The organism is Bradyrhizobium sp. MV1.5 (genome assembly GCF_055807615.1).
Map to the genome: position 1 here is coordinate 33958 of NZ_JBVVPL010000013.1, position 24143 is coordinate 58100.

Annotated in this window: 20 protein-coding genes; 6 read left to right on the forward strand and 14 right to left on the reverse strand. The window is 60.7% G+C overall.

The window, feature by feature from the left end; translation table 11 throughout:
* Positions 1-22: 22 nt before the first annotated feature.
* The gene (locus AC0L2J_RS14810; RefSeq protein WP_473391143.1) at positions 23-865 is read right to left on the reverse strand and encodes a methyltransferase domain-containing protein; all 843 of its coding nucleotides are present in this window, start codon (positions 863-865) and stop codon (positions 23-25) included.
* A 368-nt stretch (positions 866-1233) separates the two neighbouring features.
* On the reverse strand, positions 1234-2754 hold the full coding sequence (locus tag AC0L2J_RS14815; RefSeq protein ID WP_473391146.1) for a lipopolysaccharide biosynthesis protein: 1521 nt from the start codon (positions 2752-2754) through the stop codon (positions 1234-1236).
* Positions 2755-3286: 532 nt separating this feature from the next.
* Here AC0L2J_RS14815 and AC0L2J_RS14820 point away from each other — a divergent pair.
* Genes AC0L2J_RS14820 through AC0L2J_RS14830 form a run of 3 tightly spaced genes read left to right on the forward strand, consistent with a single transcriptional unit; the run spans position 3287 to position 5653 of the window.
* Positions 3287-3982: an SDR family NAD(P)-dependent oxidoreductase gene (locus AC0L2J_RS14820; protein WP_473391150.1), complete on the forward strand. Its 696-nt coding sequence runs from the start codon at positions 3287-3289 to the stop codon at positions 3980-3982.
* Positions 3979-4698: a metallophosphoesterase family protein gene (locus AC0L2J_RS14825; RefSeq protein WP_473391154.1), complete on the forward strand. Its 720-nt coding sequence runs from the start codon at positions 3979-3981 to the stop codon at positions 4696-4698. Before AC0L2J_RS14820 ends, AC0L2J_RS14825 begins: the two co-directional genes overlap by 4 nt.
* Before the next feature lie 10 nt (positions 4699-4708).
* Complete coding sequence (locus AC0L2J_RS14830; RefSeq protein ID WP_473391157.1) at positions 4709-5653, forward strand: ATP-grasp domain-containing protein; 945 nt, start codon at positions 4709-4711, stop codon at positions 5651-5653.
* A 62-nt stretch (positions 5654-5715) separates the two neighbouring features.
* Here AC0L2J_RS14830 and AC0L2J_RS14835 read toward each other — a convergent pair whose 3' ends face one another.
* From AC0L2J_RS14835 to pseG, 5 genes are all read right to left on the reverse strand, one after another.
* Positions 5716-6600 (reverse strand): hypothetical protein, encoded by an 885-nt coding sequence (locus tag AC0L2J_RS14835; RefSeq protein ID WP_473391161.1) that lies wholly within the window; start codon positions 6598-6600, stop codon positions 5716-5718.
* A 240-nt stretch (positions 6601-6840) separates the two neighbouring features.
* Entirely contained in the window at positions 6841-7713 is an 873-nt protein-coding gene (locus AC0L2J_RS14840) for a class I SAM-dependent methyltransferase (protein WP_473391165.1), read from the reverse strand.
* A gap of 143 nt (positions 7714-7856) precedes the next feature.
* Positions 7857-9257 carry a surface carbohydrate biosynthesis protein gene (locus AC0L2J_RS14845; protein WP_473391167.1) on the reverse strand — a complete coding sequence of 467 codons (1401 nt, stop codon included), beginning with the start codon at positions 9255-9257 and terminating at the stop codon, positions 7857-7859.
* Positions 9250-10362 carry a pseudaminic acid synthase gene (gene pseI, locus AC0L2J_RS14850; RefSeq protein ID WP_473391170.1) on the reverse strand — a complete coding sequence of 371 codons (1113 nt, stop codon included), beginning with the start codon at positions 10360-10362 and terminating at the stop codon, positions 9250-9252. The genes AC0L2J_RS14845 and pseI overlap by 8 nt, the downstream gene beginning before the upstream one ends.
* 237 nt (positions 10363-10599) lie before the next feature.
* Complete coding sequence (gene pseG / locus AC0L2J_RS14855; protein ID WP_473391174.1) at positions 10600-11694, reverse strand: UDP-2,4-diacetamido-2,4,6-trideoxy-beta-L-altropyranose hydrolase; 1095 nt, start codon at positions 11692-11694, stop codon at positions 10600-10602.
* Between the two features lie 152 nt (positions 11695-11846).
* Between pseG and AC0L2J_RS14860 the strand changes: the two genes are divergently transcribed.
* The 3 genes from AC0L2J_RS14860 (at position 11847) to AC0L2J_RS14870 (ending at position 15133) form a co-directional block, all read left to right on the forward strand.
* Positions 11847-13250: a capsular polysaccharide export protein, LipB/KpsS family gene (locus AC0L2J_RS14860; protein WP_473391176.1), complete on the forward strand. Its 1404-nt coding sequence runs from the start codon at positions 11847-11849 to the stop codon at positions 13248-13250.
* A gap of 8 nt (positions 13251-13258) precedes the next feature.
* The gene (locus tag AC0L2J_RS14865; RefSeq protein ID WP_473391179.1) at positions 13259-14011 is read left to right on the forward strand and encodes a glycosyltransferase family 2 protein; all 753 of its coding nucleotides are present in this window, start codon (positions 13259-13261) and stop codon (positions 14009-14011) included.
* Positions 14012-14170: 159 nt separating this feature from the next.
* Positions 14171-15133 (forward strand): UDP-glucuronic acid decarboxylase family protein, encoded by a 963-nt coding sequence (locus tag AC0L2J_RS14870; RefSeq protein ID WP_473391182.1) that lies wholly within the window; start codon positions 14171-14173, stop codon positions 15131-15133.
* A 96-nt stretch (positions 15134-15229) separates the two neighbouring features.
* Here the strand turns inward: AC0L2J_RS14870 and AC0L2J_RS14875 are convergent, their stop codons facing one another.
* The 7 genes from AC0L2J_RS14875 to AC0L2J_RS14905 form a co-directional block, all read right to left on the reverse strand.
* Positions 15230-16399, reverse strand: a complete 1170-nt coding sequence (locus AC0L2J_RS14875; protein WP_473391186.1) for a hypothetical protein — start codon at positions 16397-16399, stop codon at positions 15230-15232.
* 289 nt (positions 16400-16688) lie between these two features.
* Complete coding sequence (locus tag AC0L2J_RS14880; protein ID WP_473391201.1) at positions 16689-17882, reverse strand: glycosyltransferase family 4 protein; 1194 nt, start codon at positions 17880-17882, stop codon at positions 16689-16691.
* On the reverse strand, positions 17875-18807 hold the full coding sequence (locus AC0L2J_RS14885; RefSeq protein WP_473391203.1) for an NAD-dependent epimerase/dehydratase family protein: 933 nt from the start codon (positions 18805-18807) through the stop codon (positions 17875-17877). Before AC0L2J_RS14885 ends, AC0L2J_RS14880 begins: the two co-directional genes overlap by 8 nt.
* A 75-nt stretch (positions 18808-18882) precedes the next feature.
* Positions 18883-19503, reverse strand: coding sequence for an acyltransferase (locus AC0L2J_RS14890; protein WP_473391206.1), 621 nt, complete (start codon positions 19501-19503; stop codon positions 18883-18885).
* A gap of 76 nt (positions 19504-19579) precedes the next feature.
* Positions 19580-20668, reverse strand: a complete 1089-nt coding sequence (locus AC0L2J_RS14895; RefSeq protein WP_473391210.1) for a glycosyltransferase family protein — start codon at positions 20666-20668, stop codon at positions 19580-19582.
* 3 nt (positions 20669-20671) lie between these two features.
* Complete coding sequence (asnB, locus tag AC0L2J_RS14900; RefSeq protein ID WP_473391213.1) at positions 20672-22510, reverse strand: asparagine synthase (glutamine-hydrolyzing); 1839 nt, start codon at positions 22508-22510, stop codon at positions 20672-20674.
* Positions 22511-22513: 3 nt separating this feature from the next.
* Complete coding sequence (locus AC0L2J_RS14905) at positions 22514-24067, reverse strand: lipopolysaccharide biosynthesis protein (RefSeq protein ID WP_473391473.1); 1554 nt, start codon at positions 24065-24067, stop codon at positions 22514-22516.
* Positions 24068-24143 lie beyond the last annotated feature (76 nt).

The window sequence follows — 24143 nt, forward strand, 5'->3', positions numbered from 1 at the left end:
TCGCCATTCGCAGTAGAGAGGTTTACCGCGCGGAGACAATGTTGGCGGGCTCCCAAACATACAGGAATCCATCATTATGCAATGTCGGCGCGAACTCCATTCGCTCGCGAGCTACGACTCGAATCTCACCCTTGTCATTCAGTTCATCAAGGAATTTGAAAAGACGCGTCTGATAATCCATCGACTCGATGTAGACGCGGCTGGCGAAATCGCGGGGCTTCGTGAGGCTGAGCATGTGGATGGAAGGCTCGATATTCACGACGCGCGCCGGCCCCGCCCGCAGGATGTTCTCGATGACTTTTTCAACTAAATGCGGAATCTGTTCCAGGCAGAAATAGGTGAGAACCGTCGCGCCAGCGAGTTCGGCGAAACCGGGATCAGCTGAATCTGTCAGATCGATTCCGCCAAAGGTCACCCGATCGGAAAGCCGAAAATGGCTCGCGATCTGTCGGCCTGCTTCAATTCCGTTGGCGGAAATGTCCAATCCACGAAGCCGTCGCCATCGTGGATCCAGACTGAGCGCAAAGAGATTATACCCGAAACCGGTACCGATTTCCAACAGCGAGTCCGTCGCGGCAGCATGCCGTGCAATCAATTCAGACAACGCATCGATCCGATAGCGGTAGTAGTCACGATACGAAAGCTGAACGATCCGACCATCCACCTTCGCAAGGCGCGCGTCCGCATTATCCCCAACCAGAAATTGCTCCAGCGTTGGTGCAAGAAGCCAGCTGCGATCTTTGAGAATCTTGCTCCAAGTGCCGGAGTTATACTCGGAATCGACGACATCGCTGGTTCGGTGCCGACGCTTCAGCACCATCCGCGCAAGACTGTGCGCGATATCCTTCGTATAGGCCCCCGCCAAATCGACTCGCGATGCGGGCCGGACGTCGGGTCTGAATCTCGATTGGCTCATTTCGAAATGGCTACGCTATCGAGTCGGCAGGTGGCAATGTGCATCAAAGGCGCACCACCAGCTTCTGCTCGCTCTTTTCATTGAGATGCCACACGTTCGCAACCGTGTTCGCCGCGTAACGCTGGGACGAGCGGTTCACATGCCAAGGTGCTCTGGACACCATCCCCATATTGAACACATCCGAATTTGCAGCTGCAATGCGGCATCGGCCCGTTCCCGCCGCTGGCCGATGGCATAGCAAAGTTACCCCGTACGGGCAAGAATAGGGCATGGCCGCCTGCCGGACCGAATCGCCCCGCGGCTTGCAAAGTCTCACTTCAAACCCCCTGTCGCCGGTGGGTCATTTCCTTCGCTAGCCTACCGAACATCTCGCGGTCACCACGCGACAGGATCAGGGTGAAGCTGAGAACCCACGCCGCGATGCACCCGGCCCCTCCGACGAGAGCAAGACCTGGAAGGCTCTCGGGCGTCGAATATGTTTTGTAGCATACCACGCCCGCCACGATGATGGCCGCGACCGTCGCCTGGCGTCCCACTTGTTCCCAGAACAGCGATTTGGGCAGTTCCATGAAAGCCAGCATGTGGCGCGCAATGAGCGGCGCGAAGACGACAGGGGATATCGCCCATCCCAAGACGAAGGCTCGCTCTTGGAACCAAGCGAGGCCTATTGCCGTCAAAACATATTGGAGGAGCACCTGAAGATAGAGATATCGATTATTCACACCAACGAAATCCGGCCGCACCATCAACGCGGCTTGACCCACACCGAGCATCGACGAAACGGCAGGAACAAATAGCGACATCGCAAGCCATGGCCACTGGTCTGCGTGCCGCGGCCCCACCCATATTTTGAGGATGTCCTCCGAAAACAAGGCCATAACAACCAGCGCCGGAATGATGGCGGCGGCGGGAAGAATAAATCCGTTTCGCCCTAGGATCTGCAACCGCCGCGTGTCGGTGGCCTCGTCAATTCGGGTCGAGAGCGGCAGGATCGCCGAGTACAGCGGCGCCATCGTGGTTTTGATAAACCGGGGCAGGCGTGTAATCAGATCAAAAGCGCCGACCTCAGCCGGACCGAAGAGAATCCCGATAGCAAGCGGAGGCAACGTCTGTTGAAATGAGCCCACGATCCGGCTGTTGAACATCAGCCAACAACGATGGACGATATCGCGTCGGGTGTCTGCACTCCATGCACAGAATCGCAACGGCGTTCGACGCGTCAGAAGCAGGGTGACAGCAGCGAGCACAAAATATTTTGCGACGATCGTGGCCAGATAGGAATAGGCAAGCCAATCGAAGGCGCCGCCGTACCAAAAGACGACATAGATCGAAGCGACATAGGCCACGTTGCTTCCGACTTCAGTCAATCGCAACCATCCGTACTCCTCAAATCCTTTCAGCGCTCCCTCCGCCACAAGTCCCACGAAGGCAATCGGAAGCACCATCGCTGTGACAAGCAGGATGGAAACGAAGGATTGAGTCTGATCCGGCGTGACTTTGAAGACTACGGCAAGCGGCATGGCAAACAGCCATAGCGCTACTCCGGCAATGATCCCCGTCGCAGCGGAGATCACCGTGAGCAGCGATACTTTCTCACGAGCGGACCCCCAGTCGCCCATCCTACCCCGAACCACGCATTGCGTGGTGAGTTCGGAGACCCCCAAGTCAATCAGCGCCAGAAATCCAGTCGGCAGAAAAGCCCGCACGAGCACGATCAGGCCAAGGACCGCCAAACCGTAGGAGCGCGCGATCAGACCGACGGCAAACAATCCCAGGACACCGGCAAGACCATAGGCGATTGCCGAGATCGTCGTGTTTCGAAGAAATCTCCGCAGCACGTTCAGTCCGCCTCGGCAGACAGCAGCCTCGCGCGGCCGACGGCAAGAAAGCCTGATACGCCGGCAATGCGGTAGGCGATCGCGGAAGCGATTGTGTTATGCAGGAATTTCCAAGGCACGGATTAGTTCGCCTCGTCAGCAAGCTATTCAGAACGGGCAGCCAGCATCGCCCAACTCGATCACCCTTTAGCATCATTGCCGGAGAGAAGCAGGCAAGGATCAAGCTTTTCCAGCTTGCTATCACTCCGTGGCTTTTGTGGAATTTCAGTTCGGGCCGACTCACGCACGCATCGTTTCGCGGTATTATAATACCCGAATAGCAAGTCCCTCAGTGGCAGGTGCCCCTTACAGCCGAGACCCACATGGCCGCGAGCTACCGTTCGCATGCGGTCAATGAAGCGGTGTTCCATACGATGGACGCCTCCCCTCGTCTTGCAGCACACCCGGCAACTCACCGCAGAGCACCGCGACTGAGTATTTCAGAGCGGCTCTTGTCGACAGAATAGCGAGGAATGTGCGAAAGGAGGGCCGCATGGATCAACAGCGCGCTATCATTATCACCGGTGCCTCACGCGGGCTCGGCTTTGAGCTGCTCGATCTACTTGTTGAAGCCGACGCACGACCGATCGCGTTAGGCCGACGTCTTGATCCCCGCCACGAGGCGGCCACAGCCAGGAACGCCTGTGTTTTCGTGCATGCCGATTTAGCCGTCTTGCCGAGCCTGGATCAAATCGATCTCGCCGGCTCCTTGCCACAAGCCGCCGATGAGATCGTCCTGATCAGCAATGCCGGTGTTGTTGAACCCATCGGCACGCTCGGCCTCATCGATGCCGCGTCGCTTGTCAAGGCGTTCGCGGTCAATGCTCTGGCTCCTGCGATCCTGGCACGCAAGCTTCTCGCGACGGCCGACGCGCAAAGGACACGGTTGCGCATTCTCAACATCAGCACGGGGGCAGCGCGCCGCCCGCTGCCGGGACTTGCCGCATACTGCGCCAGTAAGGCAGCAGCCGCGATGATCTTTGATTGCCTCACCGAAGAGCGACCCGACGTCGCTATCGAGCATATCGATCCGGGCGTTCTCGACACCGACATGCAAAGCCTGCTGCGCAGCACCGATGATCCAGCCTTGCCGGTACGCCAAATGTTCCTGAAATTCGAGACCGAAGGCAAACTGCGACATCCTCGCGATGTTGCCCGCGATATCCTCACGCGAGCCGGCTTACTATGAAGATTGCCGTGCTCGCCGATATCCATGGCAATGCCAGGGCTCTGGGCGCGGCTCTCGTCGAGGCACGCAAGAGCGGCGTTGAGCATCTGATCGTGCTCGGTGATATTATCGGCTATTACTATGCCGCCCGCGAAGTGCTCGAACAATTGAGGGAGTGGCCCTTCTTTGCGATCCGAGGCAACCATGAGCGGATGCTCGCTGAAGCCCTCGAGAATGACAGCTCCATGCAAGCGTACCGCGAACGATATGGCAGCGCGCTGGACCTGGCAGAAGCAACGCTTGAGCCGCAGGATATCAATTGGCTGACCAGCCTGCCCGACCGGGCAAGCGTGCGGCTCGGCGGAATTGCGCTGGAGCTGTGCCATGGCTCGCCACGCGATCCCGACGAGTACGTCTACCCCGATGCGAATGCTGCGACGCTGGAAGCTTGTCGAGTAGCTGGGGCCGATCTCGTGCTGATGGGACACACTCACTATCCCATGCTTGTCGGAGAGAACCCTCTGCTCCTCAATCCCGGCTCGGTGGGTCAGGCACGTGACCGCGGTGGACTTGCGTGCTGGTGCCGCGTCGATACCGACACACGCGCCGTGGTGCTGGAGCGTACCCCCTACGACACGCGTCCACTCATTGAAGAAGCACGACGGCGGGACCGCCATCTCCCCTACCTCGCGGATGTCCTCGAACGAGGAAATCCCACGGCCGCCGGCGCAGACTGAGGACCGCGAGATGATTTACGAAACCATGCTGATAACCGGATGCGGCGGCGATATCGCCTTGGCGCTGGCCCGCATTGCGCGAGAAGCTGACGCAGTCCGTCGGCTGATCGGTTGCGATATCCATGCTGATCATCCCGGAGCCGCCTTCTTTGACACGTGCGAACTGCTGCCACGCGCAAATGAGAGCACCTACGTCGAAGGGCTCGAACGAATCGTTGCAGCGCACGGCGTGGACGTGATCGTACCCATGTCGGAGGCGGAGATCGCGGTCCTACTCGCCGCCGGACGCCTGGGTACTTTCGCCGGAGTACCGGTCCTTACTGCAAACAAGCTCGCCATCGAGACCGGTCTCGACAAGTATGCGACCTTCAATCGACTTGCCACGCACCAACTTGGGGTGCCGTGGACCCGGATCGTTGGGGAGGCCCGGCCACTAACCTTGCCGTGCATCCTCAAGCGCCGCCGCGGCCAGGGCAGCAAAGATCTACGTCTGGTCACCACCGAGGACGAAGTCGAGATCACCAGGCAGACGCGGGCCGGCGACTTGTGGCAGGAGTTGTTGCTGCCCGAGGATCAGGAATACACCTGTGGCCTGTACCGCAGCCGCACCGGGGAAACCCGCATGATCGTGCTTCGACGTCGGTTGCAGGGCGGACTAACTGGCGCAGCCGTGGTCGCCGATAGCACACCATTTGGCCCGCTGCTGCATGGGATAGCAGACGCGCTTGAGCTCAATGGTTCGATTAACGTGCAGTTGCGACTAACCGCCGACGGCCCGAAGGTGTTTGAGATCAATCCACGCTTTTCGAGCACGGTCCGCTTCCGTGACAAGCTAGGCTTTCACGACTTCATCTGGTCGTTACTGGAGTCGCGTGGGCTCCCCATCGGAGACTATCGTGCGCCGTCACCCGGCATACGGATGTATCGCAGCGCCGATGAAGTTATCATCGGCTGAAATTCGCGGCATTCGGAATCGACTCGCGATCCCTTGGAGTGCATCCGCAGCCGGCGCCCGCCTCAGAGTCCCATCACCAGCTTTTGCAGCGGTGTTGTCTCCGGCGTGGCCAAAAATGGTCGCGGTCTCTCGAAAGGATACATGATCGGGAACGCGAAAAACGTGGCGGTGTAAAGCAGACGCCCGCGGCCCGGTCCCATACGGCTTCCCATGTGAAGGCATTTCGCCGTGTCCACCATGAAGGACGTCAGACGAGGCGCCTTCATCACCTTGACGTCTTCGCGTGGCACCTTCTGAAAAATTCGCTCGTCCGGGAAATGGCTGCCCAGCAGCGGGTAACCGAACTTGTCGGTCGATTGACGCGGCAAGAAAGTGAACGGTCCGTCGCCATCCGTCTCGACATCGGTCAAATAGCTGAACAGCTTGATCACGCGAACGTCGTCGTGGTCGCGGTGCCACAGCTGGGAAGACTGGAGCTCTTCGCCGGTGTGACGGGAATAAGATAGCAGCACATAATCGAGCCACGGAATTTCACCCAAAGCCGAGGCAATGACGTTGATGACCGGAGGCTGCAGCGCATAGCGCACAAAGACGTTGTCGGCCCTCAGGCGACCGTTCTCCATCTCGGCATCCAGCAGACGGACCCAGAACTTCTTCCAGGTCGACGTCTGCTTGTCTTGCGCGGCTTCAATGTTGTCGAGCCTGGTTCGCCCGGCCTCGGCGAACTCAACCTGAATGGATGGATCCATCAATTCGGTGACTATCGCGTATCCATCGCGATTGAGATCGTCGGCCTTCGCACGTTCGGCCGCAGAGACGTTCAGAAGCTTCAATTGACGCCGGCGCTCGCGCTTTTCATTGAGATGCAAGGCGCTGTAACCCGTTTTCACCGCGTAGCGCAGCGGCGAGCGGTTCACATGCCAAATTACCCGCGACACCAAACCCATCTTCGGACATCCTCTGCGTCAACGACGCGGGCTGTGGCCCGAGCGTCTGCACCCCCTGGTACAGGGGGATCCTTTAGCAAAATCAACCCATCCGAGCAAGGAAGACGCTCTGATGGCGCGGCTGAGTGGTTGAAACTTCTCGATCGGCCGACCAATGCGCCTGTCGGCAAAGATCAAGCGGCTATTGCCGCAGAGCAGACGCATGGAACCATCATGCACGCCTGCCACCGGCCCGCCCGTTCACTGTCGAACCACGATGCAGATATCTCTGCCCAGCCCTGCCATGAATATCGACCTGAACAATGCCAGCCTGGCGTCAACGTCGATACTACACGCATAGCGAAAGAACTTTCGTCGCAATGAATGCGCCGAAGAACCGAGTTTTCTGTCCTTGTAGTAATTGAACGCCTCTTCCATCAAAAGATGGTCAATGGGGTAGTCGCCAAAGCAGTCGATGACGGACAAGCCGTTACGTTTGCCGAGCTCGGGAAGCGTTTTCGTCGTGAAGTAATGCAGGTGTACCGGCGGCACGAAGATGGGAAGCTCTTCCTTGCTGGCATCGCCAAATATGGTCGAATGAAGCTTCGAGAAATCGTTTGGCACCTCGATAATCGCCAATCCTCCGGGAGACAGGTAGGACGCAATGCGCGTCATGATGCTGTCTGGATCGATGACGTGCTCGATGACGTTCTTGCAGTAGACCAGGTCAAATGTAACGCCTTCGAAATGACGCCGAGATCCGATGTCGCCAGCGACGAAATGGCCAGGATCGCCGTCGATCAGATCGCGATTTTGCCGTTCGATGCCCACCAGAGAATGGTCCACACCGAAGACGTCGAAGCCGCGTCGCTGCGCCGACTTCAGGAAGAACCCCTCACCGCACCCGAGATCAATCGCATTTCCCTTGGCAACACCGTGAGCGGCCGAGAAGTCGAGTGCGACGTTTGCTCGATCGTCGAAATAGTCGAGCTCTGCTTGATCGTACGCCTTCTTATATTGCCCGGTCGGGTCCTGATAATAGGATTCGCGATAGTGCTTCTCGATCTCCTCGATCGTGGGCATCGGGTCGGCTGAGTGACCATACAAGGAGGGAACGCATCGATATTTCTGCATTGGCTACTCGCGAAAGGGATCAATGGACATCGGGTCGTGGATTGAAGCTATCCGGATTCCGTCGGGGTGAAGCATCTGCGCTATCCGGTTGGCAAACTTCGGGCGCTTGCAGCGCCGCCGCATCTCCTTGTGAGGAAGAGCGATCAACTCGCTTCCGTCAATTGCAGGCTGGCGCCGCTCACAACCCTGGCCATCCGGCGCGTGTCACCGACGACTCTGCGGACGGAAAATCGTCGGCCATCCACGGAAGCAGCATCTATCCTGCCCAGTACGGCACCGACCATGTCCAACGCAAACGTCTTGCCCAGACGGCGACGCTCGATCTCCGCCGAGCCAAAGCGGCGGCGCAGGGCGGAGCTTGCCTTGTATCCAAGCACGGTACGGGCCATGGCAACGGCACGGCCGCGGGACGAAGGTGGCGGCAAGGTGCCGGAACGCGCTTTGCCACGGGCCGCCGCGATCGTCTCGAGTATGACATCGGCAACGCGGATGGAGCTCGCGCCGTCGATGGCTGTAAAGAGATCTCTGATGATCTGGCGGCGGAATTGCGCGGTTTCCGCAGCAACCAACGGCAGCCGGCTTTCCATCGCCTCCTTCACCAGCGCAATCAGATCGGATTCCGACGCGACCGGACGGCTGACTTGGGCGGCGGCCTGGACCCGCAAGGAAGGCGTGTTGAACCATTCCATGCTGAGCGGCTCCACATTCAGCATCGTCGCTTCAATTGCCGTCGAGCAATTCTGGTGGATCAGCAGGCGCGCCCCATTGATCCATTCGATCGACGTACCTTCCTGCCGCACCTCGAAATTCGGGAGGTCAGCCAATGCATCGTAAGACTTGATGTTTTCAAACGGGTGCGGGCGCAGCACGAAACGGACGTCGGGAAAATGCCTGGCGAGCTTCATCGACATCGCGAGCGTCGATTGATAGGCATGCTTGGCTTCGACGATAACCTGATTTGCGTAGTCCCTTGAGTAACCCGCGTTGACGATGGTCTCTACCTCATCACCTGGACCGTTTGAAAAACGCGGATTGACGCTCGGAAAATTCGTATTGAGCAGCACATAGTCCGAACCGATCGATGGCTTGGACAACGCCGCGCGCCACGGCCCCGCACAAAAATCGTACCGCGGACACCCGGTCGCATGCAGGATATGCGCGGGTACGGTCCCGTGCTTGAGGAAGGCATCCCGCTGCGCTTGTCCCCACACACAATAAACGTCGACCAGGTCAGTACAACCCGCGGCTTTGACCAGTTCGGCAAACTGATCGGCATTGTTGCCGCCGATCCCCTCTGTATCCAGTACTCCAACCAGGATACCCGCCCGCTTGTAACGCTTGATCAGATCGGCATTGTTCGGTCGCGTGTAGTTCAAGAGCACCAGATCGGGTTGCAGCGCCGGAACGTCGAATCCCTGCTCATACATGGGAACGAGGGTGACCTTCACGTCTCGCGTCGCAAGCTGCCGTCCGAGCAAAACCAAACCCTCAAGATCGCGGAGCGGATTGTCGACGATCAGGCAGACATGCGGCTGGTCAGGCACGGGCGTTCCCCGACACAGCCTGTCGCGACTCCACAGCGTTATCGTCGATGGAAGTCAAAAGGTCCCAGCTCATCGGCGTGCCCTTGCGCACGGGGCGTCCGACGCGCTTGCCGATCAGAGTCGATAGATATTTCGGCGGCAGCCCAAGCCCGGGGCGGATGATCCGCAGGTTCTTTTCCGTCAGGGGGTCCCCCGGCGCGAGGTCTTCGGCCACGTAGATCGAGCGGCGGAAGGTCAGCGACTCCTTTTCCTTCTCGGTCAAGCCATAATGGACCTCGCCGAGCGCCATCCAAGCGCGCTCTGTCTCAACCACCAGCGAAGCCATCTCATCAGGCTCCATGGAGAAGGTCGAATCCACCCCGCCATCAGCGCGCGCGAGCGTAAAATGCTTTTCGATCACGCTGGCGCCGAGTGCGATGCTCGCCACGCTGGCACCGATGCCGAAGGTATGGTCGGACAACCCTATCTCGCAATCGAACATGTCGCGCAGATGCGGAATGGTCAGGAGATTCGTGTCAGAAGGAGCCGCGGGATAGGTGCTTGTGCATTTCAGGAGAACCAAATCCTTGCAGCCGGCTTCCCGCGCGGCCCGCACGGCCTCGTCGATCTCGGCCACCGTCGCCATCCCAGTCGATATAATCATCGGCTTGCCGGTCGACGCGACCTTGCGGATGAGCGGCAGGTCGATGTTCTCGAACGACGCGATCTTGTAGCAGGGCACACCGAGCTCTTCGAGGAAATCCACCGCCGTAACATCGAACGGCGTCGAGAACGGGATCATGCCAAGGGAGCGGGCGTGCTCGAAGATCGGCTTGTGCCATTCCCAGGGCGTGTAGGCCTGCTGGTAAAGCTTGTGCAGCGAGTGGCCCTTCCACAGGCTGTTCGGATCGTCGATGAAGAATTCGCCGTGATCGAGATCGAGCGTCATGGTGTCGGCGGTGTAGGTCTGCAGCTTCAGCGCGTCCGCGCCGGTCTTGGCTGCGGCCTCGACGATGGCCAACGCCCGATCGAGCGATTGATTATGATTGCCCGACATTTCCGCAATGATGAACGGCTTGTGCGACCGGCCGATCGAGCGCCCTGCAACCAGGATCGTGTCCGTCATCGATGGCTCCTAACGCTCACAAATCGCGGTTCCGTCCGTCCCATTCGGCAGTTCCTCGATCCTGAATACCCGGCGGGTCGATGCATTCCATTCCGATAACAGTCCGGCATCATCTTTGATAGCCGATCGTCCCAAAACGTGGCATCGCGACCCATCCCAAAGCAGCCTCGCCATAGGCGTGGACCACAGATTAGTCAACCGATGGGGCGGCTCTCAGGCTCTCTTCCCATTGCAAAGTCAGCGGAAAACCGTGCGGCGGACACGCTCCGCGCCGTCGCCATCGACAAGGGCCAGCGCGGTTTCGCTCATCCGCCGCACCTGCCCCGCATTGCACAACAGCGAATGCAGGGCCTGTGCGATCCCCTCCTCCGTCACTGACGCGGCTGCACCGAGGTGCACCAGCGCTCCGGTTGCCGCGAGGGCCGTCAGTACGCCGACTTGGTTCTCAGCGATGCCGATCGCCACCGTAGGCAGGCCGAGGCAGCAGCGCTCCCAGGTCATAACGCCACCCGCACCGATCGCAAGATCCGCGCGCGCCATCAGCTCGGCCATATTCTCTGCACCGTGATGCAGTGCGGCCCCATTCATCTCCCGGCACTGCTGCTCCACCAGATCGGCGTTCGGATTGCCCCGCCCGATCACGACGTCAACGGCGAGCGTGGCAAGTGACAGATACCTGACCGCCCCCAGCGCTTTCCCGGTTTCGTTCGAGGGATCGGTGCCGCCGAAACAGATCAGGATACGATTGACTGCCCCGCTGCGCGCGGCAAGCGATCGACGCAGCTGTGAGAACTCCGGGCGGAGCAGGGCGTAGCTCGGACCAAGCAGCAATTGGCAGGTCGCTGGCACGAGGGGCCGATAGCGCATCTCCATTCCCAGCACGAGATTCTGGTCGAGCAGGAAAGCGCAATCATGGGGACGGTTGGCGAGATCGTCGATCGCGAGAATGCACAAACCCGGGCGCTGCAGGGCGCGCTCCCACCTTGCGTCGAGCGCGTAGTGATCGACAACCAGCCACTCGGCTTCGCCAACACTATCGATCGCTTCGCGCGTCTGTTCCGAATCCTGCTGCCAGGACACCGGCAACCAGTTCGCGTAGGAACTGTCTGCAGGACCATGCCGACGGTTCCCGGATTCAGCATCCGTCAGCGGTATCGATTGGTGTCCGGCCGCCTCGACCAGGCCGGAGAAAGCGGCCGACTTCGCGCGCATGACGAAGACTGCCCTGGCTCCCTGACCGGCGAGGTTGTTGGCAAGGGTTATACATCGGGTCAGATGCCCGATGCCCATCTCGACCGAAGCGTCGACACGAATGACAACCCGCCGTTCCATGGTGCCTATTCAGAAGTGCCATCGATTTCATGAACGGGATTCGCGGTGCCCGGAATGTCCGGCCCTTCCCGGGGTCGGCGGAACGCCCGGTTTTTCGCGCGAAACCCTCACTTGAGCTATCGCTTGGCATTCTATATTGCGTTGCCGTAGCTATGCAACGTTCTGCAGAAACCCTCCTTATCACGACCCTCGCCGAATACCAGACCCGGTTCTGGATTCCGGTCGCGCAACGGTTGCGCGCGGCGGGCCATGATGTCGAATTGCTCGCCTTCGACGATCGCAGCGCCGAGATTTCGGCCGCTGCAGGCGTGCCGGTTACGAACATGTACCGCGAGGGCCTCAAGGCCGGCCCTGCACCCGACGACCGCAAGGCGTTCGATGCGCGCGTCGCTGCCTACGGACTCGATGGGACCAATTTCCTGTTCAGTCATGAACGCTTCGCCTTCGGCATCCGCGACACGGCCGCGCTGCGCCGGCGATTCATGATCTACGCCAACGCCATGGAGGCACTGCTCGACCGGCTGGAGGCGCAAGGCACGCGCACCGAGCTGGTGCAGGAACTCGGCGGCTTTCTCTCCGTCATCGCGAGCTTCTACGCCGCAAGGCGCCGCAAAATCCGCAACTGGTTCATCGAGCCATCGTTCTTCCGTGGCCGGATGTATTTTACGCCCGACAGCCTGGCAGCTCCCGACGTGATGGCGACGCCAACAGAGAGGGTGTCATCAGAAGTGCGCGCCTATCTGGACGACACGCTGACACAGCGTGCGATCGTCATCCCCAAGAAGGACCAGCACCATTATTCGGCGGCCTTCAAGAAGGTCGTGAACCTGCGCAATGCCAACCGTCTTGTCGAAAAACTCTGGGACCAGTTTGCGCTCGGCAAGCACCAGGAGTTCGGGCACAATCTGCGCCACGCGCGTGTTCATGCGGCAATGGCGCTCAACGCGACGCGGCTGCGCAAGCTCTATCGCTCGCTTCCTGACACGCCCTTCGTCTACTACCCTTTCCACGTTCCCGCCGACATGGCGCTGACTTTGCGCTCGCCGGATTATCTCGACCAGGTCGCCACCGTCGACTTCCTGCTGCGCACGATTCCGGATTCGCATGTGCTCGTGGTCAAGGAACACCCTGCCCAGATCGGCGCGATCGCAGCTTCGCGCCTGTTCGAGCTCGCGCGCCGGTTCGACAATTTCGTGCTGTTGCCGCCGCAGACCAACAATTACACCGTGCTCAATCGGGCCGACGCCGTCATCTCGGTCAACAGCAAGTCGGGCGCCGAAGCACTGCTGCTCGGCAAGCCGGTCGTGGTGATGGGCGATGCGTTCTACCGCTCCTGCCCGCTGGTGTATGCGGTCGACCGCCTGGCCGATGTGCCGGCACGGCTGCGCGAAGCGCTCTCCGCCGGGCCATTCGATCCGGCCAGGGGGGCGCCCTATTTCGAGTCTGCCTGGCGCCGGTCTTATCCGGGCGAGCTCTATATCGGCGATCCCAAGCTGCTCGACACGTTTGCGGCCTCGTTGCGTGCGGCAATCGCCGCGCCGGCCCGGGTGAACTGAACGGATCCATGATGCCGCTCGTCTCGATCATAACTCCCTCCTGGAACGTCGAAGGCCTGATCGAGGAAACGATCCGTTCGGTGCAGGACCAGACGTTCGCCGATTGGGAACTCTTGATCGCCGACGACTGCTCGACCGACAGGACGCCGGCGATCATCGCGGCCATCGGCGAGCGCGATCCTCGCGTCAAGCTGATCCGACAGGCCCGAAATGGCGGCCCGGCGCTCGCCCGCCAAGCCTCGATTGACGCCGCGCAGGGCCGCTATCTCGCTTTTCTCGATAGCGACGATTTGTGGCTGCCGAGGAAGCTCGAGCGCCAGCTCGCCTTTGCCCGCGAGAAGCGGGCCGCCCTTAGCTACACCGCGTTCCGTCGCATCGACGAAAGCAACACGGTCACCGGCCGCCTGATCGAGGTGCCGGCCTCGCTCACCTATGGCCAGCTCCTGGAGAACACCGCGATCGCGACTCTGACCGCGCTGGTCGACCGCGAGATCGCCGGTCCCGTGGTGATGAAGAACGAGGGCTACGACGATTTCTGCTTGTGGCTCTCGATCCTGAAGCGCGGCCATACCGCCTACGGCCTCAACGAGGACCTTGCACGCTATCGCGTCAGGGGCTCTTCGGTCTCGAGCCGCCCGGTGCGCTCCGCCAAATGGGTTTGGCATATCTACCGCAACGTCGAATGCCTCTCCCTGATCAGATCGAGCTGGTGTTTTGCCCACTGGGGTGCGCGGGCCTGGCTGAAGCGGCGCGAATTCTAACCGGCGCCCTGACGAGCGCTCCCACCGAAAAAATCGAAAACAACCCCATGCACAGTAAAGGTATTTAAATACCCTGGAGCATCCCATTTGGCTATTGGCGAGTCCGGCCGTTGCCGATACCACTCAGCGCGCTCCGCTGCGGACAGTCTGGAACCGATCATGCCGTTTGAAAGCTACAAGAACAGCCGCATCCTCGTGACCGGAGGCGCTGGCTTCATCGGATCCCACCTCTGCGAGCGGCTGCTCGATACGGGGGCCGAGGTGGTGTCTGTCGACAATTACTTCACCGGCAGCCGGCGCAACATCGCTCATCTGATCGCAAATCCCCTGTTCGAGGCGGTCCGGCACGACGTCACCTTTCCGCTCTACATCGAGGTCGACGCGATCTTCAACCTGGCCTGCCCGGCCTCGCCAATCCACTACCAGCGCGATCCCGTACAAACCACCAAGACCTCGGTGCACGGCGCCATCAACATGCTCGGTCTCGCCAAGCGGCTCAAGGCGCGCATCTTCCAGGCCTCCACCAGCGAGGTCTACGGCGATCCGCTGATCCATCCACAGACCGAGGACTATTGGGGCAACGTCAACCCGATCGGCATCCGCTCCTGCTACGACGAAGGCAAGCGCTGCGCCGAAACGCTGTTCTTCGACTATTGGCGCCAGCACGGCCTGCCGATCAAGGTCGCGCGCATCTTCAACACCTACGGCCCGCGCATGCAGCCCAATGACGGGCGCGTGGTGTCGTCCTTCATCGTCCAGGCGCTCAAGGGCGAGCCGATCACCGTGTTCGGCGACGGCGGGCAGACCCGATCGTTCTGCTATGTCGACGACCTCGTCGAAGCCATCATGCGGCTGATGGCGACCGGCGAGAACATCACCGGACCGATCAACATCGGCAACAATTCGGAGTTCACCATCCGCGAGCTCGCCGAGAAGGTGATCAAGCTCACGGGCTCACGCTCGCAACTGATCTTCCAGCCGCTGCCCCAGGACGATCCGCGCCAGCGCCAGCCCGACCTCACCAAAGCAAAAGCGGCGCTGGACTGGCAGCCGAAGGTCGCGCTCGAGGACGGGCTGAAGGAGACGATCGCCTATTTCAAGCGTACGCTCGAACTGGCCTGATCCCGCTCGCAACTTCCGTCGGCCGCAAACGAGTTTCCGCAACGAGCGCTCCGCCAGCCTACCGAACGTGGACGCGGTTTGCGGCTGGGGGATCAGCTACGGGACGGCGAGCGGACGCGGTTCACCGCTTGTCTCGTTCCCGTCATTCTGCGGCAGCCCAACGGCCCAGCCCATGAATCCAAACAGTAGCGCTGAGTTCGTCATCGAGCCACTCATCAAAAACTCGATCCCGACGAATACCAGGCCAGCAAACACAAAGGACGCGGCGGCATTGGAGCGCGCACACTTTGCTGCCGACATCGCCGCCAAAATGAACGCAGCAGCCAAAAGCAGCGCCGCGGCAACTCCAACCTCGACTGCGGCTTGCAGTACAACGTTGTGCGGCTCCGCCTTATAGCAAGATTGTTGAGCGAACGTTCCGATACCTTGGCCGAGAAAACCAACCTTCGGCAACAGGTTCAAGGCTTCCTTTGTGAGGATTATTCGGATCGCGAAGGTATCACGGGTATCGCACGTCACGACTGGCTTCTGCGCATTCTCCAGGACGAGCCCGATGATCTTGCCGGACATCGTGGGACGAGCAGCCAAACCAACGACAATGCTCAGACACACCACGCCGACGACCACCAACTGGCGCCGGCTGCCCATCCTGGCCGTCGCGACGAGCGTGACAGCCAAGGCGATGAAAGGGTGTCGTACCATTGCTGCGGCAAACACGAACGCAGGCAAGGCGATCAATCCGCCGACAACACGCCACTGAAGCGACGATAAGTTCATCGAAAGGAAAGCAAAGACCAGAAAGCACCACGTCAGCGAAAACACGGTCGGACCTTCGTGGAAGCCCATGACCAGCGGCTTGTACTCGCCGCTCCGATCGTAAACCACCGCCCAGGCCGTCAGCAGGGTCCCGACCGAAACGAGCGCCGCCGTGATGTAGGAGAAGCGCAACAGATCAAAACGATGACCCACGGCCCGGAACGCGGGATAGGCGGCCATCGAAAGGACGAGCAGCGCATAATCGCGATCAGTCGTCGTTCGACCGTGGACGACAACCGAGGCCACCATGAGCGCTGCCAATGCAGCGAACAAATAGTCTGCCGGCAGCGGCCGAAACTTCCCCGATACGACGAGCAGCGGCGCAATCATGACAGCCGCTGTTACGGCTGCATGCCCCTTCGTGCCACTCAGGCCATACAAGAGGATAAGGATCGAGTTAGTCGAAATCCAAACCGCTATTGCTGCGTTCGTCAACCAAGTCTTCGTCATCGGTTTGATCGCTGACACCCGATCGCCGAGACGATCAATAAGCTTGTAACTATGACGCAAAGCGCAAAAAGTCCAATGGCATCGCTGTCAATCGTGACACAACGGGGCGAGCGCCGACGCGTTACTGAGCGTACCTGCTAGCATTGGGCCATCAACTTGTAAATGTCGCCGCCAACCTCAGCTGCGACGGCTTGGACCGGCGCGAGTCGCCGTGCAGCCGCGGGTGGATCGCTCTGAGCAAACCAAGGTCTTGAGACCAAGCCGCTCGCATCCACGCTTCTCGTCAGGCTTAGTCGCGCCGTGATGCCATCACATCCCGGGTCAGTCGGATGAAATCCGCAACGAATGCCTCTACGCGATGCTCCAGGTTCGGCAACAAATTGCGGACGAACGCAGGCCCGGCGGTTTGCGCAACCTGCGACAGGTGATCGGCCAACGAGATGGGGTCGCGGATGCCGAAGTATCGCGCGCCGCCCTCGGTCTGTTCGCGATGGACATCGATGTCGGACAGGATCATTGGGACCCCAAACGACTTCGCTTCTTCGACAGTGGTGCTCCACCCCTCGCACTCCGAAGGATTGATGAGAGCCATCGAAGCGCGCAGGAGGGCGTAGACGTGATCCAGCGGGATCATTCCGAGATGCTTGAAGTTCATATCGAGACCGCGCGACCTGACCTCACTCATGGTCCTCTCGAAAAGTCCGGATTCACGGAAGTCCTGCGTACTTCCGGATGCCGCGACGACGATGTCGAGCCCACGACATTTCAGCAGATCAAGCGCATCGACCACGATCTGGTGATTTTTGTGCCGCCAGAACTGGTTTGGCAGATAAAAATACCTTGGCGGAAGGCCGTAATGCGCGATCACGTCGGCCGGCTCGGTGGCGAGCAGACTGGCGGGCGGCTCGGTCGCAAACCGGACGACCGAGACGCCGTTCGAATTGCCCGGGTAGAACTTCTTGAGATCGCCGAGCGCCGTGGCGCTGCTCAACATGATGTGCCGGCCCGATGCGATCTGAACCCGAAAGCCGAGATCGCGCCGCCAATATGCACTCCTGGAGAACAGATGCGGGAGTAGCCGATGCTGGAAATCCGGGAACCATGCGACCGCCGGAAATGGCAGGCGCCAGCCAAAGAAGCGCGCGGATTCGAACACCATGTCGATCTTGCTGGCCGTGAACGCGGCGGCGGCAGGTGCGTCCAAACCAAAGACGATCGCGCGGGCGAGGTCCGTCGCGCGGGCAAGACCGGTCGCGGAGTGATCGAACACCGGCGAGCGCACGACCTCAACGCCGGGAACGCCGGCCAGCACCGCGATCTCCTCGGGATCGTCCGCCGTTCCGGCAAACAGCACGGGGACCACCGTCCCCGGAGAATGCCGGTTGAGCACCTCGAACAGGTTGCGTTGATAGTTGTAGCCACCCGCCCATAGTCGACGTGGGATGTTGGTGAATGCAATCCGCAGCGGCGCGCCCTCAGGCACGAGCCTGGCTCCTGAACCATTCGACGTAGTCGGCCAGACCGCGCTCCAGCGGGATGCGCCAATCGAAATTCATGTCGAGCACGCGCCCGTTGTCCGCCAGCAAGCTCGTCGGGTCTCCTGGCCGCGCGATGCCGGAAAAGCGCACGACCGTTTTGCTGTCCCAATGCCTGATCAGTCCCTCGGCAATATCGGCCACGCTCACGCCGCGCCCCGAACCGCCATTGATCACGTAAAAATCATCCTGCCACTCCGCTTGCGCGACACGCGCCAGCAAGCGAACGACGTCACGAACGTCGGTCCAATCCCTGATCTCGGCCCCCGTCCCTCCGAGATTCAACGCCTCTACCTCGTTCTGCAGCCGAGAGCAGATATCCCAGAGCAGTTGCTTGCGGAGGTGGGGTCCATAGACAGAGAACAGTCGCACGACCATGCAGTGAATGCCGAAGCTCTGGACGTAGCTTTGGCACAGCTGTTCCATGAGCAGCTTGTGGTGTCCATAGGGCGACATCGGCAGAAGTGCCGCGCTCTCGGGAATCGGACCGGTGTGATCGGCGCCGTAGACCGCGGCGCTCGACACCACGATCAGCCGGCTGCTGGGCGCAAAACTTCGGAGCCATTCGAGCAGCCGCGCCGTGCTCGTAACCGTCCGCGAAAAATCCTCGAACGGGCGCGCGATCGATAGCCCGACCGACGACCCGCCGGCCAGATGGAAGACGTGCGACGGCAGGCCGTGCAAGGCGGCGAGCGCATTCAGATTCGCAGCGTCAACTTCACCATTGATCCAGGTCTGCAAACCGAGGGCCTGTGCCTGGGCCGGATCGAGCGCACCGTGACCGACGCCATGGACCGCATGCCCGGCGCTCGCCAACTCGCGAACGAGATGACGTCCGATGAATCCGTTCGCACCGGTAACCCACGTGGACATGATGCTACCTTGACTCTTGCCAACGAGACGCTCGCTTGGCTCGCAAGCACAATATCGATACTGCCATACGCTCCCTCATCGCTCGTCCGGCGACAATTCCCTGACGATAGTCGCAGGATTGCCTGCTACGATGGAATATGCCGGAACATCCTTGGTGACTACAGCACCAGCGGCGACAATCCCACCCTCACCAATGGTGACGCCGCGCATAATTATGGCGCAAGCACCGATCCACGCATCATCACAAATCTTGATCGGGCGGTCATCGAGAGAAAGCTGCCTTGGGTGACCGGTAGAGAAAATCTGCTTCGCCTGTTCGTGCCGCTCGGAGGCACGGATCGGATGCGAGAGATTATCGAAAATGTTGACGGAATGCGAGATTAGGACGCGATTACCGATGTCGATCGAGGCGCCCGACCAAACGCGCGTGCCAACTCCGACATAGCACCATTCTCCGATCGTGATCCGACCGCCGTGACCGAGGATCATCAACTCGCCCCTGACGTGCGAATGGCTACCAATGACAATATTGTCACTATCGCCGAGTGCATTCCTGATCCGCGCGCAATGGGCCAAGAATGCTCCCGGTTGCAAGCGGCAGGTCGCCCGCCCGATCAGGTGCTGAGCGATGTAGTGCAAGTTGAGGCCGTCGACGGCGCGCGCGCACCAGCGCACCAACGTGGAAAGGCTGGACATCAGCGCATCCTCTCACGTACCAAAATCCAACGTGCCCGGCTTCTCAATTGACATCTCCGACAGAGCGACCGCGTGGTCAAAGGCGCCCTACGATCTTCCCGAACAGTTCCCACTGCATATCTTTGTGGTAAATGTCACGGATGCGTGCCCGACCTAGCGCTGCGATCGCGGCCGACCTCGGCCAATCCTGCAGATTGTGCGAGATCACTTCAGCAGCCTGCTCCGGGGTATCGTACGTTTCAATCGTGGTCCCAGCCTGCATGCCGTCAATATATCTTCCGGCGTCGGATACAAGCAATGCACCGCACCCCATCGACTCGAAGCAGCGCATGTTGCCGCGATCTTCGCCCGCCATATCAATCGAGCCATTGAGCGCGATCTTGGATGAACCAATCAGTTCGTAAAGCGCTCTCCCGAATACCGGCGGCCGAGCAATAGCTGCGATCGCATCAGGACGCCTGTGATTTTGCAGGGGGAGCAATCGTCCGATTGCGCTCTCGGCGAGCTTGGTCAGGCGCGATGCGTCTAGACAAAATACGACATCATGGCTGTCGGCTAGGCGCGCGACTCGCTCTAGCGTCTTTGCACGCTCCCGATGATGTCGTGAATAGCCGCCGACGAAGAGGACGTCGATCGGACGTTCTCCGTGACCATACTCGTCCATAACCGGGTCATGCGCCGGGTAGAATACCTCGGCCCGGCATCCCTTCCGGCGCCACATGTCGAGCATCGAGGGAAAGTTTGCAAGCACGGCGCCGTAGGCCGTAAAGTCAGCATTTCCCGACGGCGCGCCACGCCAGCACAACGTCTTCTTCACGCAACCCGGCAGCTTGGCAACGAATGCGCTCGGGTAGCGCACGGGATCGAGATTGTAGAACACCTCGGTGGCGTGATGCTCGATCTGCGCGAGGAGAATGGCCTCGAGCGTCGGCTCGCCCGACATGCCCTGCTCGCGCGCCCAGCGGCGCTGCAGGACCTCGTCATCCCCATTGGTGAAGAAGGCGTCCGGTGATCCATCGAGCACCGGTTTCAGAAAATGCATTGCACCGAAGCGATCGTTGAGAAACACCCGGCGTCGCTCTTCGAAGCTAACGGCCTCTGCCGCGAGCTGGTTCAACCGCGGCAGGTAGGATGGATAGAAACAGCTATTTTGGAACAGACGCATTGCTTATACGTACCTCGCCAACATCCATTTCATATTCAGATACGGCCAGATCCGCCCGACCGACTCCCAATCCCATGACTTCGAGGCCGTCAAACGGCTGACCGCCGCGCGCAGACCCGCTTCATCCACCAGTTCTGCAAACGCCGGCACATTCTTGTCCAGCAGGTCGGCCGTCCAACCGGCCAGCGGTCCGTTCAACCATTCCGGCATCGGCGAGTTGAAGCCGACCTTGCGGCGCGCGGTGCGAATGGACTCCGGCATCAAATTGGCCATCGCCCGCCGGGCAACAGCCTTGGTATAGCCGTCTGCCGACTTGCTGCTTTCGGGAAGCGCCATCGTATAGGTCACCAGCCGCCAATCCATGAAGGGCATGCGAACTTCGACGCCGTGCGCCATCGAGAGGCGGTCGAAGTTACGCAGGATGGTGGGCAGCACCGTGCTGTGAAACATCCGATACAGGCGCTTGTTCAAGCCACCCCATTCACGCGGCAGCACATCGTCCTCCGCTATCAGCGGGAGCGGGGCGGGAAGATTGCGCAGGCCACCGCGCAGAAAATACACGCCCTTGCGCTTGAGGGCCAACGCACGCAGGACATCCACACAACGTCGGGCCAGTTTCGAACGCGACGCGAGGTCCTCTGCCGCGTTCCGTATTTGAAACGCGCGCGCTTGTCCTTCCTGCAAATAGCCGCCCATCAGCTCGTCCGCGCCGTGGCCGTCGAGTGACACCGTCACGTTGTTTTGGGTCAATTGCCGATAGAGCAGCCATATGGCGCTCGGCAACGCGATGTAGACGTCATCGAGATCGTCGAGAATCTGATCGAGGTCCGTCAGCGCGTCAGCCTGTCCGATCTCGAGAAAAGTTGGCGCGACATTGGCCCAGACGGCGGCCTCCTCGGCCATCGGCCTCTCGTCGTTCAAGGCCCCGGGGAACGTCGCAACAAAGGCGTGACGCCATGCCGTGCTGTCGCGCGGCCCCATGCCTTCCTTCTCATGCGCCGCCATGGTGCAAATCACGGCCGACGAATCGAAGCCACCCGACAGGCATGTTCCGATCGGGACATCGCTGCGCATGCGCAGCGCCACGGCATCCTGGAACAGTTCGCGAAAGCGCGCGACACGTTCGGCTTCGGTGGCCGGCACCGGGGGCAGATGATCCACGGTCCGCCACCAACGCTTGACACTGACCTTGCCCTGGCGAAGCCACATGCAGTGGCCGCCCTGCAGGCGGCGGACCTGGCGAAACAAGGTCCGCTCGCTTCCTTCGATCCCGAAGGCATCGAGCAGCAGCCGGCGCGCAACCTCCATGTCGACGGAAGTATCGATCAGTCCGCTCCGCACCAACGCCCGTTGCTCGGAGGCGAAGATGAATCGTTCCGATGACGCGGCATAGAGCAGCGGCTTGATGCCGAAGCGGTCGCGCGCAAGAAACAGCTCGCGGGTGCTGGTGTCGAAAATCGCCAAGGCCCACATGCCATTGAAACGGGGCAGCATGTCCTCCCGCCAGGCCTGCCAGGCGGCCAGGATCACTTCGGTATCGGATTGGCTGCGGAACACCGCGCCCTGCGCCTCGAGCTCGCGGCGAAGCTCGAGGAAGTTGTAGATCTCGCCGTTGAACACGATCACATGGCGGCCGTCCGCAGACAGCATCGGCTGATAGCCGCCCTCGCCGGGATCGATGATCGCCAGGCGGCGGTGGCCGAATGCGAGACTTCGGTCCGCGCTGAACCAGGTCCCCTCGCCGAACGGACCGCGATGAGCGATCAGGCTGGTCAGCCGCGAGATGTCGGCCGGTTCGACCGCATTGCCACCCAGATTTACGATGCCTGCGATTCCGCACATGTCCTAGACAGCCTTGAGGGGCAAGAAGCGACCGACGATCGAACGAATATCCTGCCAGCAAGCCCTTCGATACGGACCCAATTGCGACGCCGCAACCGCGATCGTGAAAATGATCGCGGCCGTCGCCGACGAGACAGCGCCCACCGACCACCAGGACGGCGCGGGCTGGAATGGCGCGCGGTCGAGACCGTATCGCACCGCCAGCGCCGTCGCGATGCCGATGCCGAGCGGCATCAGCACGCAATGCACGATGCGCGACCACATGCCGGCGAGGTCAAAACTACGGCGCAACAGGAAGACAATGGTCGCCATCTGCGCGATCATTCCGGCGCATGCGCTCCAGCCTGCGGCCTGCCATCCGAAGCGTGGCAATGCGATCGCGCTGGTCACGAGTGTGACGACACCCGTGATCAAGGCGATGAGCGCGTTGGAGCGCGACCGCCCGTGCGCCAGCAAGTAAAAGCCGAAGACGTTCGCGCTCGATCCGAGGATCCCGGCAATCGACAGGACGACGAGAACCTGTGCAGCCTCGGCCGCGACCTCGGCGCCGGTCCAAACATGCAGCAGCGGACCGGCCACGGGGATCAATCCGCCGAGCGCGCTTGCGGCCAGAACGTTGAGAATCCACGACGATCGGAACAGCAGATCGACCTTACGGTCCTCGCTCTCCTTCTGCAGCGTGCTGAAGAAGGGAAACAGGATCTCTCCGACCTTCAGGATACCGATATAGGTCGCCTCCTGCAGGCGCTGCGCAACGCCGTAGAAACCGACGAACTGCGGTTGCAGCAGCGCGCCAAGCAGATATCGATCGGCCTGCCCCGCAAGCAGCGCACCGCCCTGTGCGGCAACCTGCCATCCGCCGAACCGAACCAACCTGCCAAGCGCCTCGCGATGCAAGGCTGGAGGCGCCAGCCACTGACGCATTTGACCGCTACACCAAGCCAGCGCCAGCAGCAGGCCGATCGCCAACCCCAGCGCTTGGCAACCCAGGAATGTCGATGCGTATGGTGCAGCGGGGATCAGGAGGAGCATCGAAAGAGTCGAGACCAAGGTGCTGACGATGCCGATCGAGGCGATCCGGCGATAGTCTTGCCGCGCGGTGAACAACGAAATCAAGACCGCCGATACACACTGGCACAACCAGCCGATACCGGCCAGCGCGAACGCCAGCGCGAGATCCTCGGCGGCCGGACCGGCCAGATGAAATCCGAGACGCGCGAGCGGAGCCCCGGCAACCAAAAGGAAAATGGCGATCGGCCCGCCCGCGCCGACCGCGAGCATGACCGCGGTCGCGAACAGGCGTCGCGCATCGTCGCGGTCGGACGGCTCCAGTCGCTGTGCAAGCTCGCGCGATGTCGAGAGTCCGAGCGCGTTGCTGAACACCAGTGCTGGCGCAATGCATGCGGTGACAAGACCCGCAACACCGAATGCGGCGAGGCCGAGATGGGTGATCACGAAAGGCAGGATGGCCAGGTTCAGCACCACGGCTACCACGAAGGCCATCGCATTCCACGCGGAATTCCCCAGTAGATCGGGCGGTGTTTTTCTCAACGTCATGCCAGCCACCCGGCCATCACCTCAGCAAGCCTTTGCCCACACCGATCGGGGTCCTTCCCAAGGCATCGCGAATTCG